A 15,234-nucleotide genomic window follows, 5' to 3' on the forward strand; every position below is an offset into this window, starting at 1 on the left:
CCGTCCTCACTCGTGCCGGATGAGGCGTCGGCGCCACCCGGCGGCCGACGATCGGAGCGTCAGTCACTTGGCGAGAGGGGCGGCAGCAGATGGCCATCGGACCGGTTCAGCTGATCGTGCTGGGCTTCAGGCACCCGGACTTCCACGGCGAGATCATCGCCGAGCTGGAACGTCTGCGGCAGAACGACACCGTGCGCGTGATCGACGCGCTCGCGGTCTACAAGGATGCCGACGGGAACATGGCCGTCGAGCACCTGAGCAACCTCACCGAACAGGAGGCGATCGAGCTCGGCAGCAAGGTGGGCGCCCTGGTCGGGCTGGGCATCGAGGGCGAGAAGGGGATGGCCGCGGGCGCGGTGCTGGGCGGTGCGGCGGCGGCCGAGCACGGCGTCGCCGTCTTCGACGATCCGCAGGCGTGGGACGTGCTCGAGGACATCCCGCCGGACAGCGCGGCGGCCCTGATCCTCATCGAGCACAACTGGGCCGTGCCGTTGCGCGACGCCATCGCCCGGGCCGGCGGGTTCCGGATCGGTGACGCCTTCATCAGCCCGTTCGACCTGGTCGGCATCGGCCTGGTGAGTGCCGAGGAGGCCAAGGAGCTGGCCGACCTCGAGACATCAGCGGCATAGCGACAAGGAGGAGACGCCATGTTCGGATCACGCAGAGTCGCCCGGCGCACCGGCCGGCGCACGGCCCGGCGAGTGTCCCGGCGGACCGGCCGAAGGCGGTGAGTCACGCGCGGCGGCCGGCCACCAGTACCGGCCGCCGCAGGTCCGGCAGGGCCAAAGTGCTCAGTCGCGCCCAGTCCATCTCCGGTAGCGCCACCCGCACACCGGGCCGATGCCGGGGCAGCCGCACCCGCAGCGCGGCCGGGCGGATCTCGCACCGCACCGGCACGGGCAGCTCGATAGCTTCCCCGTCGACACCCACCGGCACGGAGGGGGCGTCCGCGTCGACGACCACCTCGGTGCTCGTGCACCGCATCACCGATCGGCCCCGGCCCCGGCCGCCGACCATCCCGGCCGCCCCGGACGCGCCGCGCACGAGCACCGTCAGCACGCCGAGCACCCCGCCGTCGAGCCGGGGGCGGCGGCCCATCCCGGCCAGATCCTCCGACGCGTACGGGTTGTTGCTGACCAGCACGGCCTGGGGCCCGCTCAGCTCGGGTCCGCTGCCCGCCCGTACGCGAATCGCGCCCTGCTCGCCGGTGAGAGCGGCCGGCAGCAGCCGCAGCGCGGTGCCGACCTTGTCGTCGCGGTAGGCCGGGCTGCGCACCACCGTGGCGTAGGCCCCGAACGAGACGTTGTTGACGAACGTACGGTCCCCGACCCGGCCCAGGTCGATGCGCACCTCGACCCCGTCGACGAGGGCGTCCAGGCAGGTCGACGGATCCTGCCGATCCAGGCCCAGGTCGAGCGCGAAGTGGTTGCGGGTGCCGGCCGAGATGACCAGGAACGGCACCCCGTGCTCGGCCGCGACCCCGGCCACCAGGGCCTGGGTGCCGTCGCCGCCGGCCACGCCGAGCAGGTCGGCGCCGTCCCGCACGGCCTGCTGGGCCAGCTCCTCGACGTCCACGGCGGGCCCGTCGAGCAGCCGCACCTCGGCCCCCAGGATGCGGGCCCGCTCGGCCAGGTGGAAACGCTCGACCTTCCCGCCGCCCGACCGCGGATTCATGATGAGGTACGGGCGCCGGGGCGGTGAGGCCTCCCATTCCAGGGGCTCGCGGGCGTCCACGTGGAGGGCGCGCCGCCCGGCCGCCACGGCGCCGGCCCACAACAGTCCGAACAGGACGACCGCCCAGACGAGGTCAGCCCGGGCGAACAGGACGGCCACGGTCAGCGGCGCGAGGACGACCACGGCGCCGGCCGCCCACCGCCGTACGCCGCGATGGGTCAGGAACCACCAGGCGGCGGCCAGGCCCAGGGCGGCGCCGCCCAGCGCCACCAGGATCAGGAACAGGCTGCCGCGGAAGCCGGCCGCGGCGAGGACGAGAAGCACGGCCGCGCCCGCGGCGAGGAACGAGAGCCGGGCCAGCCAACGCCGGGAAGTCATGCCGCCAGCGTCGTCCCGCTCCCGCCGGTGGTCCTCATACCGGCGGGATGAGGCGCGCGGCGATCAGCCGGTGAAGGGTCGGGGGATCGCAGGGACAAAGGGAACAGGGGGAACCACGGTGTCGAACTCCACACGGCTACGGCACCCCGCCGAGCTGCCGTTCTTCGTGTTCATGGTGGTGCTCAACGTGGCCATCATCTGGTTCATCGTGCAGGCGGCGATCACCTTGCCCTTCCTGCCCGAGCGGTTCCACGACTCCGGGTGGGCGACCACGGTGCGGTCCGCCTTCATCGGCTTGCTGTTGCTCGTGCCGGGCCTGATCGTCGTCCGCGAGACCCAGCGGGCCCAGATCCGCGGCACCGCGGTCGAGCTGTCGCCGCGGCAGTACTCGGAGCTGTACGCCGTGGCCGACGATTTCGCGCACAAGCTCGGGCTGCCGCGCCGGCCGAACATCTATCTGGCCAACGGCAACGGCACCCTCAACGCGTTCGCGGCCCAGGCCACCGGTCACGACTACGTGGTGCTGTCGAACGAGCTGTTCGTGAACCTGTACCAGAACAATCGGGAGGGCCTGCGGTTCATCCTGGGTCACGAGCTGGGGCACATCCGGCTGCACCACGTCGCGCTGTGGTATCAGCTCGCGGTGGCCTACTCGGAGCGCATCCCGTTGCTCGGCCCGGCGCTCTCGCGGCTGCGGGAGTACTCGTGCGACCGGCACGGCGCGCACCTGTGCCCGTCCGGCGCCACCGGCTTAGTGCTGCTGGCCTCGGGCCGCTACACCGAGCACACCACCGACGTGGACGAGCTGGTGCGTCAGGGCCGGCGGCTGCGCGGCTTCTGGGTCGAGCTGGCCCAGCTGCCGCAGTCGCACCCGTTCACCGTCCGGCGCCTGGAACGGTTGTTCCGGCTGGGGTTGCTGCACGGGCGTCTGCGGGGCGCCGAGTCCGAGACGACGGTCTGATCGGAGCGGGGGAGGGACGAGTCCGATGACTGACGCGACCTACCAGGTCCGGGTGTCCGGGGTGCTGCCCGACGAGCTGCTCGACGAGCTGCGCGACCTCACCGTGAGCGTCGAGCCGCCCGAGACCGTGCTGCACGGCTCGCTGCCCGACCAGTCGGCGGTGGTCGGGCTCATCTCGCGCATCCACGGGCTGGGTCTGCGCCTGATCGAGGTGCGCCGGCTGCCCGCGGACGAGGACGTCTGAGCCGTCATGCGCGCGCTCGTCGCTGTTTCCGTGCTGCTGGTCGTTCTCGCCCTGGTCCGGGAAGTGCGGGCGCGGCGGCGGTTCGCCCAGGACGGGCCGTCCTTCCGGTGCCGGTTCCGGCGGGTCTACGGAGAGGCCCCGGCCGGTTGGCCGGGCCTGCGCCGGCTCTGGACGCGGCCCATGTGGGCCCGCTGGAGCGGTGACGTGCTGGTCGTCCGGCGCGGCCCGGTGCGCGATCGCACGCTGCGGCTGGCGGCCAAGGTGCAACCGGTCGGGGTGTACGTGCGGCCCCGCACCGCCGACCTCTCGGTGCGCCTGTCGGTCGGCGGCGCCATCGTGGAAATGACCGCCGCGGCCGAGGCCCGGCTCGAACTGGTCGGGCCGTACCTCGCCGCGGCGGTCAGCGATCTGCCGAAGCCCCCGGCCGGGCTCTATCCCTTGTAGCTCCGCAGGAACAACGCCTCGGCGGTGGCCAGGGCGGCGATCTCGGACGGGTCCACGCTCTCGTTGGGGGCGTGGATCAGCGCGAGCGGCTCCTCGACCCCCATCAGGATGATCTCGGCGTCCGGGTAGGTGTCGGCGAAGACGTTGCACAGCGGGATCGAGCCGCCCTGGCCGAGCGTGGTCATCTCTCGCCCGTACGCCGTCCGCATGGCCGCCGCCAGCGCCTGGTAGGCCGGTCCGCCCGAACGCGCCTCGAACGGCTGCCCGAGCGCCTCCTCGTCGACCCGCACCCGCACGCCCCACGGCGCCGCCGCGTGCAGGTGGGCGACGAGCGCGTCCTGCGCCTTCACCGCGTCCGTGCCCGGCGGCACCCGCAGGTTGAGCCGGGCCCGGGCGTGCGGCTGGATCGCCGCGGCCGAGCCGACCACCGGCGGGCAGTCGAGGCCGAGCACGGTGACGGCGGGCCGGGCCCAGATCATGTCCGACACCGAGCCGTCGCCGAGCAGGCTCACCCCGTCGAGCAGCCCGGCGTCGGAGCGGAAGGCGGCCGCCGGGTAGGGCGCGCCGGTCCAGGACTGGCCGTTCTCGAGCCCGGCGATCGTGGTGTTGCCGGCCCTGTCGCGCAGGCTCGCCAGCATCTGCACGAGCGCCGCCAGCGCGTCCGGGGCCGCCCCGCCGAACATGCCGGAGTGCAGTTCCCCGGCCAGCGCCTCGACCGTGACGACCACGTTGACCAGGCCGCGCAGGGTCACCGTGGCGGCCGGGACGCCGACCGCGGCATTGCCGGTGTCGCAGACCAGGATGGCGTCAGCCCGCAGCAGATCCGGGTTGGCCGTCACGAAGTTCTCGAGGCCGCCGGTGCCCTGTTCCTCGGAGCCTTCCACGATCAGCTTGAGGTTCACCGGCACGTCGTCGCCGAGGGCCCGCAGCGCGGTGAGGTGCATGACGATGTTGCCCTTGCAGTCCGCGGCCCCACGCCCGTACCAGCGGCCGCCGGCCTCGGTGAGCTCGAACGGCGGCGTACGCCAGGCCTTCTCGTTCAACGGCGGCTGCACGTCGTAGTGCGCGTACAGCAGCACGGTCGGAGCGTCCTTCTCGGACGATCGCCGTTCGCCGTAGACGGCCCGGCTTCCGTCGCTCGTCTCGTGCAGGCCGAGGCCGGTGAGCCCGGCCTCGGCGAAGTGGTCGACCACCCACCGGGCCGCGCGGGCGCACTCCTCGGGCGGGTACTGCCGGGGGTCGGCGACCGACGGGATCGCCACCAGGGCGGCCAGGTCGTCGCGGGCCCGGCCCATCAGGGAATCGATAAGGTCACGCATCGACGGCTCCGGTCTTGAGGTCGCCGGCGATCCGCTGCAGCTCGTCCAGGTGCTGCGGGCAGTAGACCTTCATGATGGCCAGCTGGCCCTTGAGCACGTTGTTGCCGGCGATGACCGGACGCTGCCCGGGGCCGGCGGCGCCGTTGGTCAGCATGCCGTAGAGGGTGCTGCGGCGCAGCGCGTTGCCCGGGTCGGCGCAGACCGCGCCGCCGTCGTCGCCCAGCACGCGGGCGATCTGATCGGGGGCCGGCGCGCGCAGGCCGGCCGAGACGAGTTCCGCGTTCAGGCGTACGGCCTTGGCCTCGGCGTCCTGGTCGTCGTCGTCGCCGCTCGTGAAGGTGAACAGCGCGACGCCGGTCAGCAGCAGGAAGGCGACGCCGAGGACCAGATAGGTCACCGGACGGGTGTTGTGCATCATGAGACCGGAACCTTCCAGGAGGGCTTACGCAGCTTGAGGAACAAGTAGGGCACGAGCAGGCCGAGCCCGAGCGCCCCGCCGGCCACGATCACCAGGTAGACGCCGACGCTGCCCGACCCGAACTGCGACGGCGGGATGAAGCCGATGAGCAGGGCGGCCAGCGAGGCCGCGAAGCCGACGCCGCACAGCGAGGTGAGCATCGGGGCGCGGTAGCCGCGCGGGTGCTCGGGCTGGTTGCGGCGCAGGCGCACAGCGGCCACGAACATCAGCAGGTACATGATCAGGTAGACCTGGGTGGTGATCACCGAGAAGATCCAGTACGCGCTGGAGACGTCCGGGATGAACGCGTAGGCCAGCGCGATCAGCGTGGTCACCAGGCCCTGCGTGACCAGGATGTTCTGCTGGACGCCGTGCTTGTTCAGCCGCTGCAGGAACGGCGGCAGATAGCCCTCCTGGCGCGAGATCAGCAGCAGGCCCTTGGACGGCCCGGCCAGCCAGGTCAGCATGCCGCCGAGCGACGCGGCGACCAGCATGACGCCCAGGATAGGGGTCAGCCACTGCGAGTCGAAGGCGGCGAACACCGCGTCGAACGCCTGCATGACGCCGGCGGTGAGCGACAGCTGGTCGGCCGGGACGATCCAGCTGATGGCCAGCGCGGGCAGGATGAAGATGACCAGCACCAGGCCCATCGACAGGAACATCGCGCGGGGGAACTCGCGGCCCGGGTTGCGCAGCGACGAGACGTGTACGGCGTTCATCTCCATGCCCGAGTACGACAGGAAGTTGTTGACGATCAGCACCAGGCTGGACAGCCCGGCCCAGGCCGGCAGCAGGTTGCTCGCGGCCATCGGGGCGGCCGATTCGTTGCCCTGCCCCAGGAAGGCGATGCCCAGGATGACCAGCAGCGTCCCCGGGATCAGGGTGCCGATGATGAGGCCGCCGCTGGCCAGCCCGGCCACGCCGCTGGTGCCGCGGGACGAGACCCACACGCCGGTCCAGTAGCAGACCATGATGACGATCGCGGTCCAGACGCCGCTCGCCGCGAGGTCGGGATCGATGACGTACGCCAGCGTGCTCGCCACGAAGCCGAGCAGGCTGGGGTAATAGAAGATCGTCATGGCGAACTGGCACCAGACGGCGAGGAAGCCGAGCGGCTTGGACAGCCCCTGGCTCACCCAGTTGTAGACGCCGCCCTCCCAGCCCGAGGCCAGCTCGGCCGAGACCAGGGCGGTCGGCAGCAGGAAGACCAGGGCCGGCACGACGTACAGGAAAATGCTGGCCAGACCGTAGACGGCCATCGTCGGCGCCGGTCGCAGGCTGGCCACCGAACTCGTTGTCATCAGCGCCAGGGCCACCCAGGAGATGTAGGCGACCGTCCGCCTGGTTCGCACACTTGTTTCGTCCGGCACCGTGCTCATGCCGCTTCCTCTCTGCGCGTCGAAGATCTGCCCGCATCATCGGCGCGTGCGGATGACCGCACCTCATCCCGGGAGAGGGATGCCGCGGCGACCACCATGCCCACGGCGATGGCGATCAGGAGCCCCACCATGTCGGCGACACCGGTCACGCCGCCCACCTCGTCGCCGCCGATCCAGCTCTCCAGCCCGCGCAGCCCGTGCGAGCCCGGAGTGAGCACATAGAACGCGCCCAGATACAGCACGTACGCCGGAGGCAGCCCCGGCCGGCGGCCGAGCAGCAGCGCGGCCAGCGTCATCGCGATCGCGCCGAAGAAGGTGCCCGCCGGGTCGCCGAAGGCCCGCGTGCCCAGCTCGGTGACCCCGGCCGTGAGCAGCACCAGACCCAGCGCCCACGGGAAGTCACGCGGCGCCATCGAGAAGGTCAGCATCACCCCGATCGCGAACAGCACCCAGCCGCCCCACACCAGCAGCGGGCCGAGGTTCCCGGGTACGGTCGTGTCGAACAGGTCGCTCGCCGGCGCCCGCAGCAGGACCGCGGCCACCAGGGCGCCGAACGCCAGCACGAGCAGGACGACCACGCTGTAGACCAGGCGGGCGGCGCCGGCGGTCATCCGGTTGGTGGCCAGCTCGAGGGCGGCGGCGCTGATGGCGTCGCCCGGGATGAAATAGAACAGCGCGGGCACGATCAGCTGGATCGGGCCGCCCTCGATGAACCCGTGCTCGGCCAGCGTGAGCACGATCCCGGTCACGACCAGCGAGGCCAGGAACGGCGAGACCAGCACGACCCGGCGGTGCGTGCCGCCCGCCACCACCAGCAGGCCGACCAGCAGCCCGGTGAGCGCCGAGACGGCAACCTGCTGCGAGGTGGCCTGCACCGAGATGCCGAAGCCGACCGTGAAGCAGACCAGGCCGGCCACCTGCCACGGCTTCGACCAGCGGGGTGGCATCGCCCGGATCGCCGCCAGCCGCCGGGACGCCTCGGCCGGCGGCACGGGACGGCGGTGGATGTCGGCGACCAGCCGCTTGAATTCCGACACCTGGTGCAGCGGGGGAACACCCGGTTCCCGCGCGTACGACCGGGTCCGCCCGCCAACCGTGACGATGGCCGAGTCGGCCAGGAACGTCACCTCCACCGAGTGGCCGTACCGCGCGGCGATGTCCCGCACGACCGCCTCGCAGCGCATCGTGCCCTCGAAGCTCGAGCCGAGCAGCCAGTCGGTCAGGTCGCCGAGCAGGTCGACCACCTCGTCCTCGGCCGCCCTGGTCACTGCGCAGCTCTCCGGAGCGCCCGGTACAGCACGGTGTCGGTCATGCCCGGACGCTAGGGCCGGAGCGTGGCCCGCGTATTCATCCCTCGCGAAGGATGCCCCGGCCGCCCGCGCCCGGAGACGCTTCACGCCATGACGCAGACCGGAGTGCGGAAGTCGGCCGGGCTGGGCGTGCTGCTGGCGGCCTGCATCTCGGCGCTCGTCGTCAACGCCAACACCTCGGCCGTGACCATTCTGCTGCCCGCGATCAGCGCCGACCTGGGCGCGCCGATCGATCAGCTGCAGTGGGCGGTCACCGGCTACATGCTGGTCGGCGCGGCCGTCATCGTCACGTCGGGCGCGCTGGGCGACGTCTTCGGCCGCCGCCGCGTCTTCGTGCTCGGGCTGCTGCTGTTCGTGGCCTCGTGCGTCGTCATTGCGCTGGCCCAGGGTGGCGCCGGAGTCATCATCGGCCGGCTGATCCAGGGTGCGGCCGGATCGACCATTCTGGCCTGCGGCATGAGCTTGCTCTCGGTCGACTCGTCCGGCGCGGGTCAGATGAAGGCCATCACGTTGTGGGGCGCCGCCTCGGCCGTGGGTGCGGCGGCCGGGCCGCTGATCGGCGGCGTGCTGGTCGACGCGGCCGGCTGGCAGGGGCTGTTCTGGATCGACGCGCTCGTCGCGGCCGCCTGCGTGCCGCTGACCGTGCTGACCGTCAAGGAGTCCCGCGACCCCGACCGGCCGCGCTCGATCGACGTGCTCGGGACCGTGCTGGTGGCGGTGGCGCTGGTGCCGCTGGTGCTGGCGCTCAGCGAGGGCAGCAGCTGGGGCTGGTTCTCGTGGCCCGTCCTGCTCTGCCTCGTCATCACAGTGGGCGGGACGGTCGGATTCGTCGCCGCCGAGCGCCGGGCCACGGCTCCGCTGGTCGACCTGAGCCTGCTGCGCAACCGGATCCTGGTCGGGGCGACGCTGGCCATCCTGCTCGTGGCCGGGGCCATCAACGCGCTGATGTATCTGCTCAGCCTGTACTTCCAGGACCCGGCCGCGTTCGCCCTGAGCCCGCTGCAGGCCGGTCTGGCCACGCTGCCCGCGGCGGCCGCCATGATCGCCATCACCCCGGTCATCACGCCGCTGGCCGTGCGGATCGGCAGCCGGGCCGCGGTCGCCCTCGGGTTCGGCTTGGGCGCGGTGGGCTTTCTCATCCTGTTCTTCGTGACGGCCTCGTGGACGTACGCCGGGTTCATCGGGCCGCTGATCGGCATCGCGGTCGGGCTGGGCCTGGCCAACGGGCCCGCCTCCTCGGCGTCGACCGCGGCCGTCAGCCCCGAGCAGGTGGGCGCGGCCTCGGGCATCTCCAACATGGCCCGGTACGTGGGCGGGTCGCTCGCGGTGGCCGCGGCGGCCACGGTCTCGACGGCGGTGACCGACGCCCGGCGGGCGGCCGGAGAGTCGGCGGCCGAGGCGCTGGCGGCCGGCTTCTCGCGGGCGTCGCTGCTGCTGGCGGTCATGTCGGCCCTCGGCGTGGCCCTGCTGCTGCTGATGGGCCGGCACCGCGGCGGGCGGGTCGAGGCGGTTCACCGCTCGGCCGCGGCCGCGTCGACCAGCCACACCATCCCTGTGGTCACAACGGGAGGTTCCAGGTCATGAAGTCGTACGCGCATCGGATCGAGCGGGCTTTGGCCCAGGCGCACGAGGCCGGGCTGGACGGGTTGCTGGTCACGCCCGGGCCCGACCTCGTCTACTTCACCGGCTACCAGCCGACCGCGATCACCGAGCGGCTCACCGTGCTGGTGCTGGTGGCCGGGCGCGACCCGCACCTGGTCGTGCCGGTGCTCGAACGGCCGGACGCCGAGGCGGCCGACGGAGTCGCGGCGGTGACCCTGGCCGATTGGAAGGACGGCGACGACCCGTACGCCGTGCTGGCCGGGCTGGTCGCGCCGCGTGGGCGCTATGCGTTGTCGGACTCGGCGTGGGCGATGCACCTGCTGGCCCTGCAGCTCGCGCAGCCGTCGGTGCGGTGCACCTCGATGACGAGCACCCTGCCGATGCTGCGGGCGGTCAAGGAGGAGGACGAGGTCGAACGGCTGGCCGCGGCCGGGGCGGCGGCCGACGCGGCGTACGAGAAAATCGTCGGCGTACGGTTCGCCGGTCGCACCGAGACCGGGGTGGGCACCGAACTGGCCCGGCTGCTGCGCGAGTTCGGGCACTCTCAAGTGGACTTCACGGTGGTGGGCTCGGGGCCGAACGGCGCCAACCCGCACCACGAGATGGGCGACCGGGTGATCCGCGACGGCGACATGGTGGTGCTCGATTTCGGCGGGCTCAAGGACGGCTACGGTTCCGACACCACGCGTACGGTTCATGTCGGGCCGCCGACGGCGGGCGAGCAAGAGGTGTTCGACGTGGTGCGGGCGGCCCAGCAGGCGGCCTTGGAGGCGGTGCGGCCCGGCGTGGCCTGCCAGGAGATCGACCGGGTGGCCCGGCAGCTCATCACGGACGCCGGCTACGGGCAGTTCTTCATCCACCGGGTCGGGCACGGCATCGGCCTGACGACTCATGAACCCCCTTATCTCGTACGCGGTGAGGAGCACACGCTCGTGCCGGGGATGTGCTTCTCGATCGAGCCGGGCATCTACCTGCCGGGGCAGTTCGGCGTCCGCATCGAGGACATCGTGACCGTGACGGAGACGGGTGGGCGCCGCCTCAACAACACCGACCACGGCCTGCGGATCGTCGCGTGAAGCGATCGGTCGTCCTTCTGCCGGCTGCGGTGCTGGTTCTTGTGGCGGCATGCGGAGACGGGGGTGGCGTCGAGTCGTTGCCGTCGTCGCGGCCGTCCGCCGAACGCACTGCGTCGCCGCGGCCCACTGCCGAGCCGACTCGCACACGCGAGACGGTCACCGCCGAGCCCACCCGCACGCGCGAGCCGGCCACTGCCGATCCGACCCGCACGCGCGAGGCCGTCACCGACGAACCGACCCGCGCTCAGCCGGCCCCCACTGCCGAACCGGCTCGCACCACGCTGCCGGCCACCGTCGGGCCTTCGCGGACTGCAGCGCCCGCTCCCGCCGAGCCGGCGCGGACCACGGCGCCCGAGGCGCCGGCCGGGACTACGCCGGCATCCGCTGTGGCGGTCGCCGACGATTCCGGCTCGGGCGGCTTCGGATGGCTGGGGTGGCTGCTCGTGCTCGGCCTGTTCGGCGCGCTCGTCGCCGTCCTGCTCGTCGGCCGCTCCCGGCGGGCCGCTCAGTGGCGGGCCTTCGCGTCCGGGCTCGCCGCCGAGACGCGTACCGAGATCCACACACGCCTTCCCCGCGTCCGGGCCCAGCGGCCGACCGCCGACCAGGCCCTGTCGTGGCCCCCGGTGCGCGAGGAACTGGCCGGGCTGGCCGCCCGCTGGGCCGACCTGTCCACCCGCGCCCCCGATACAGCGGCCCAGGCCGGCGCGGCCCAGATCGCCGGCCTGCTGCGCGACCTGATCGCCGCCGTGGACGACTTCACCGTACGGGCCGAGAACGAACTGTCCCGCTCGGAGGTCGACACGCTGCTGGACGCGCTCGAGGCTGCCCTGCCGCCTCCGCCGGTCATCCCGCCCGCCCAGCCCGGTCCGGCCGCGTACCCCGGTGGTGAGCCGGGCCACATCTGAGCTTCGGGATCGATCGATATAGAGAAAGTCCGCTATGTTGCCCTCCGGCAATCAACGGGGAACGGGGAACAAGTGGCTGCACAACGCCTTCTTCCGGGCGTCGCGGCGCTCATCGCGGTGGTCGCCGCGGGCGCCGCCGTCGTGACGACGACCGACCAGGCGATGGCCGCGCCTTCGCCGAGTGATCCGGCCGCGCGGCAGCGGGCCGCCGCCGACGCCAAGTCGCTGGTGCAACGCAACCGGGGCGTCGTGCGGGGCGGGGCCGACGAGAAGTACACGGCTCGCAGCGTCGTGGTGGACGCCGACGGCACCCGGCACGTGCGCCTCGACCGCACGTACAAGGGCCTGGCCGTGCTCGGCGGCGACTTCGTCGTGCACTCGCGGCCGGACGGCCGTCTGCGCGGCGCCACCGTGGCGCAGGAGCAGGCCATCAAGGTGGCGACCACGCCTGCCGTCTCCGCTGCCAAGGCGGCCACCACGGCCAAGCTGCCGGCCGGGAAGCGGACCGCCGAGCTGGTCGTCGACGCCACCGCGGGCAAGCCGGTGCTGGCCTGGCGCATCGACGTCGACGGCCGCGACGCCCAGTTCATCGTGGACGCCACGACCGGCGCCCTGCGGCGCAAGGTCGGCACGGTCCACACGGCGGACGGCACCGGGCGCGGGGCACTGGCCGGCCAGGTGGCGCTGAGCACCACCCGGCGGGACGACGGCGCCTACGAGCTCGTCGACCCCGCGCGGGGCAACTCCGAGACCCGCGACGGCCAGAACCTCGACTCGCCCTCCCGCGAGCAGACGGCCGCCTTCACCGACGCGGACAACGCCTGGGGCGACGGCACGCTGGCCGACCCGGCCACCCTGGCCGTCGATGTCCACCACGGCGTACAGCAGACCTGGGACTACTTCAAGGGCGCCTTCGGCCGCAACGGCATCGCCGACGACGGCCGGGGCGCGCTGACCGTCGTGCACGACCGCTCGGCCGACGGCAACGCGATGTGGGACGACGAGTGCCGCTGCATGCGCTTCGGCGCCGGCGACAGCTACAGCCGGGCGCTCACCTCGCAGGACGTCGTCGCCCACGAGTGGAGCCACGGGGTCACCGGCGCGACCGCCAACCTCGAGTACTGGGGTGAGTCGGGCGCGCTGAACGAGGCGACGAGCGACATCTTCGGCACCTTGGTCGAATTCGCCGCGGCCAACCCGGCCGACGCGCCGGACTATCTCGTCGGCGAGCTCACCGACTTCGGCGGCCCGGGCCAGCCGCTGCGGTACATGGACGACCCGGCCCGCGACGGCGAGTCGGTCGGCTGCTGGGACGGCGACTACTACCGGGACGTGCACTACAACTCGGGCGTGGCCAACAAGTTCTTCTACACGCTGGCCGAGGGCAGCGCGAAGTCCCAGTGGGGCGAGTCCGTCCCGTGCGACGGCGCCGCCGCGGTGACCGGCATCGGGCGCGACAAGGCCGGGGCCATCTGGTACCGGGCGCTCACCCGCTACATGGTCTCCACGACCGATTTCGGCGACGCCCGGGCCGCCACGCTGAGCAGCGCCACCGACCTGTACGGCAAGACCAGCGCCGAGTACGCGGCAGTGGCCGCCGCCTGGACCGCCGTGCACGTCGAGGCCAAGCCGCCGGTCCCGCAGTACCCGGTCGTCGTGGAGGTCGACGACCAGTTCAACCTCGTCGGTGACACCGTGCGCCTGCAGGTCCAAGCGACCGACACCGAGGGGGAGCGCCTGATCTTCACGGCCGAGGGGCTGCCCCAGGGCCTCACCATGACCGAGGACGGCCTGATCACCGGGACGCTGGTCGAGGACCGCTCGTCGGTCGTGTCGATCACGGTGACCGACCCGACCGGCCGCAAGGCGTACACCGTGTTCACGTGGCACGTGAACACCCCGCCGAAGGTCGAGAACCCGGGACCGCAGCGGACGCGGGTGGGCGAGTCCGTGCTGCTGCGGCCGCGCCTGGAGGAGCCGGACATCGTGACGTGGAGCGTCAGCGGTCTGCCGGACGGCCTGACGCTGGACGAGGGCACGTACGGCTACGAGATCCACGGCAAGCCGACGACGGTGGGCACGTTCGAGGTCACCCTCACGGCCACGGACAACGACGATGCGGTCTCGTCGGTGACGTTCACCTGGACGGTCGACGAGCCCGCGCCGCCGGCCCCGGCGCCCTACATGTTCGCCTACTTCACCGGGCCGGACGCGTTCGCGCAGTGGGGTGCGCCGTCGAGCGACTACGACTCGTTCGGCTACGAGCTGACGATCGAGCCGGGCGGCCCCACCATCATGATCGAGGACGGGGCGACCACGTACGCCGAGATCCCCGGCCTCGACCCGGCCAAGCAGTACACCGCCACCGTCGTGGTCGTCTACAAGGACGGCCGCCGCAGCGCGCCCCTGACCGTCGAGGTGTGGCTGGAGTAGTCAGCGCAGCACGAACCCCGGAACCAGGGTGTCGGCCGGATCGACCACGAACAGGTGCTCGCCCGTCTTGTGGGCCGTGCCAGTGACGACCGGGATCACCGCGGGCCGCCCGCCCGCGGTGACGTGCTGTTCGATGTGAGCGAGGAAGCGGGACCCGACGATCGAGTCGTGGACCAGCCGTTGGCCGTCACCGAGTTCTCCGGTGGCGGCCAGCATTGCCACCCGGGACGCCGTGCCCGAGCCGCACGGCGACCGGTCGACCTCGCCGTCGGCGAAGACGGTGACGTTGCGCTGGTGCGGGTTCCCGTCCGCGTCCCGGCCCAGGTCGTCGTACAGGATCGTGCCGTAGATGCCGCTGAGCCGGTCGTCGTCCGGGTGGCGGGCGTGCTCGCTGTCGTTCAGCGCCCACTTGATCTCGCGGCCCACGGCGATCAGCTGGTCGATCGCGGCCGCCTCCACGCTGAGTCCGACGGCCGAGGCCGGCACGTGGGCGTAGATGGCTCCGCCGTACGCGATGTCGGCCATGACTTCGCCCCGTGACGTCGGCACCTTGACCTGCCGGGCGATCGGATAGCTGGCCACGTTGACGAAGTCGGCTCGCGTGACTCGGCCGCCGTCGGTGTGCACGCGGGCCACCACCCGCCCGGACGGCACGTCGATGGGCACCTCGGTGACGCCGGAGGGGTCGGGTGCCACCAGACCGGACTCGATCGCCCAGGTGCCGAGCGCGATGGTGCCGTGCCCGCAGGCGGTCGAGAAGCCGTCCTTGTGCCAGAACAGCACGCCCAGCACGGCGCCGTCGTCGTCGGGCGGGGTCAGGAACCCGCCGTACATGTCGGCGTGGCCGCGCGGCTCGAAACAGAGCAACCGCCGCAGGCCGTCGACGGCGGGGTCGTCGACGGCGTACATGCGGCGCTCGGCCACCGTCGCGCCCGGGATCGGCATCGGCGGTTCCGCGACGATCCGGAACGGTTCGCCGCCGGTGTGGTAGTCGACCGTGCGGATGTCGGATTGCGCCATCGGCCCAACCTATCCGGGGCCGGGCGGGATCG

At 72.4% G+C, this 15,234-nt stretch carries 14 protein-coding genes; 8 read left to right on the plus strand and 6 right to left on the minus strand.

Going from position 1 to position 15,234, the window contains the following annotated elements; genetic code table 11:
• Nucleotides 1–89 precede the first annotated feature (89 nt).
• Nucleotides 90–629: a hypothetical protein gene (locus OWR29_RS02600; protein ID WP_267560657.1), complete on the plus strand. Its 540-nt coding sequence runs from the start codon at nucleotides 90–92 to the stop codon at nucleotides 627–629.
• A gap of 103 nt (nucleotides 630–732) precedes the next feature.
• Here the strand turns inward: OWR29_RS02600 and OWR29_RS02605 are convergent, their stop codons facing one another.
• Entirely contained in the window at nucleotides 733–2,052 is a 1,320-nt protein-coding gene (locus tag OWR29_RS02605; protein WP_267560659.1) for a diacylglycerol/lipid kinase family protein, read from the minus strand.
• A gap of 118 nt (nucleotides 2,053–2,170) precedes the next feature.
• On the opposite strand from OWR29_RS02605, the gene OWR29_RS02610 reads away from it, so the two are divergent.
• From OWR29_RS02610 to OWR29_RS02620, 3 genes are read left to right on the plus strand one after another with little or no spacing between them, the layout of a single operon-like run.
• Nucleotides 2,171–3,013, plus strand: a complete 843-nt coding sequence (locus OWR29_RS02610; protein WP_267560660.1) for a M48 family metallopeptidase — start codon at nucleotides 2,171–2,173, stop codon at nucleotides 3,011–3,013.
• Between the two features lie 25 nt (nucleotides 3,014–3,038).
• On the plus strand, nucleotides 3,039–3,257 hold the full coding sequence (locus OWR29_RS02615; RefSeq protein WP_267560663.1) for a DUF8691 family protein: 219 nt from the start codon (nucleotides 3,039–3,041) through the stop codon (nucleotides 3,255–3,257).
• A gap of 6 nt (nucleotides 3,258–3,263) precedes the next feature.
• Nucleotides 3,264–3,701 (plus strand): hypothetical protein, encoded by a 438-nt coding sequence (locus OWR29_RS02620; protein ID WP_267560666.1) that lies wholly within the window; start codon nucleotides 3,264–3,266, stop codon nucleotides 3,699–3,701.
• Here OWR29_RS02620 and OWR29_RS02625 read toward each other — a convergent pair.
• The 4 genes from OWR29_RS02625 to OWR29_RS02640 are packed head-to-tail and all read right to left on the minus strand — an operon-like array spanning nucleotide 3,689 to nucleotide 8,124.
• Nucleotides 3,689–5,020: a dipeptidase gene (locus OWR29_RS02625; protein ID WP_267560667.1), complete on the minus strand. Its 1,332-nt coding sequence runs from the start codon at nucleotides 5,018–5,020 to the stop codon at nucleotides 3,689–3,691. The genes OWR29_RS02620 and OWR29_RS02625 overlap by 13 nt on opposite strands.
• Entirely contained in the window at nucleotides 5,013–5,438 is a 426-nt protein-coding gene (locus OWR29_RS02630; RefSeq protein ID WP_267560669.1) for a hypothetical protein, read from the minus strand. Before OWR29_RS02630 ends, OWR29_RS02625 begins: the two co-directional genes overlap by 8 nt.
• Complete coding sequence (gene gadC, locus OWR29_RS02635) at nucleotides 5,435–6,856, minus strand: glutamate/gamma-aminobutyrate antiporter GadC (RefSeq protein ID WP_267560671.1); 1,422 nt, start codon at nucleotides 6,854–6,856, stop codon at nucleotides 5,435–5,437. The genes OWR29_RS02630 and gadC overlap by 4 nt, the downstream gene beginning before the upstream one ends.
• On the minus strand, nucleotides 6,853–8,124 hold the full coding sequence (locus tag OWR29_RS02640; protein WP_267560673.1) for a threonine/serine exporter family protein: 1,272 nt from the start codon (nucleotides 8,122–8,124) through the stop codon (nucleotides 6,853–6,855). Before OWR29_RS02640 ends, gadC begins: the two co-directional genes overlap by 4 nt.
• Nucleotides 8,125–8,256: 132 nt before the next feature.
• On the opposite strand from OWR29_RS02640, the gene OWR29_RS02645 reads away from it, so the two are divergent.
• The 4 genes from OWR29_RS02645 (at nucleotide 8,257) to OWR29_RS02660 (ending at nucleotide 14,182) form a co-directional block, all read left to right on the plus strand.
• Complete coding sequence (locus OWR29_RS02645; RefSeq protein WP_267560675.1) at nucleotides 8,257–9,750, plus strand: MFS transporter; 1,494 nt, start codon at nucleotides 8,257–8,259, stop codon at nucleotides 9,748–9,750.
• The gene (locus OWR29_RS02650) at nucleotides 9,747–10,844 is read left to right on the plus strand and encodes an aminopeptidase P family protein (RefSeq protein WP_267560676.1); all 1,098 of its coding nucleotides are present in this window, start codon (nucleotides 9,747–9,749) and stop codon (nucleotides 10,842–10,844) included. The genes OWR29_RS02645 and OWR29_RS02650 overlap by 4 nt, the downstream gene beginning before the upstream one ends.
• Nucleotides 10,841–11,749: a hypothetical protein gene (locus tag OWR29_RS02655; RefSeq protein ID WP_267560677.1), complete on the plus strand. Its 909-nt coding sequence runs from the start codon at nucleotides 10,841–10,843 to the stop codon at nucleotides 11,747–11,749. Before OWR29_RS02650 ends, OWR29_RS02655 begins: the two co-directional genes overlap by 4 nt.
• A 72-nt stretch (nucleotides 11,750–11,821) precedes the next feature.
• Nucleotides 11,822–14,182: a M4 family metallopeptidase gene (locus OWR29_RS02660; protein WP_267560678.1), complete on the plus strand. Its 2,361-nt coding sequence runs from the start codon at nucleotides 11,822–11,824 to the stop codon at nucleotides 14,180–14,182.
• On the opposite strand, the gene OWR29_RS02665 is transcribed toward OWR29_RS02660, so the two are convergent.
• The gene (locus OWR29_RS02665; RefSeq protein WP_267560679.1) at nucleotides 14,183–15,202 is read right to left on the minus strand and encodes a proline racemase family protein; all 1,020 of its coding nucleotides are present in this window, start codon (nucleotides 15,200–15,202) and stop codon (nucleotides 14,183–14,185) included. It lies immediately after the preceding gene.
• Nucleotides 15,203–15,234: the final 32 nt, after the last annotated feature.

The sequence above is a fragment of the Paractinoplanes pyxinae genome (assembly GCF_026626335.1).
Lineage (GTDB): Bacteria > Actinomycetota > Actinomycetes > Mycobacteriales > Micromonosporaceae > Actinoplanes > Actinoplanes pyxinae.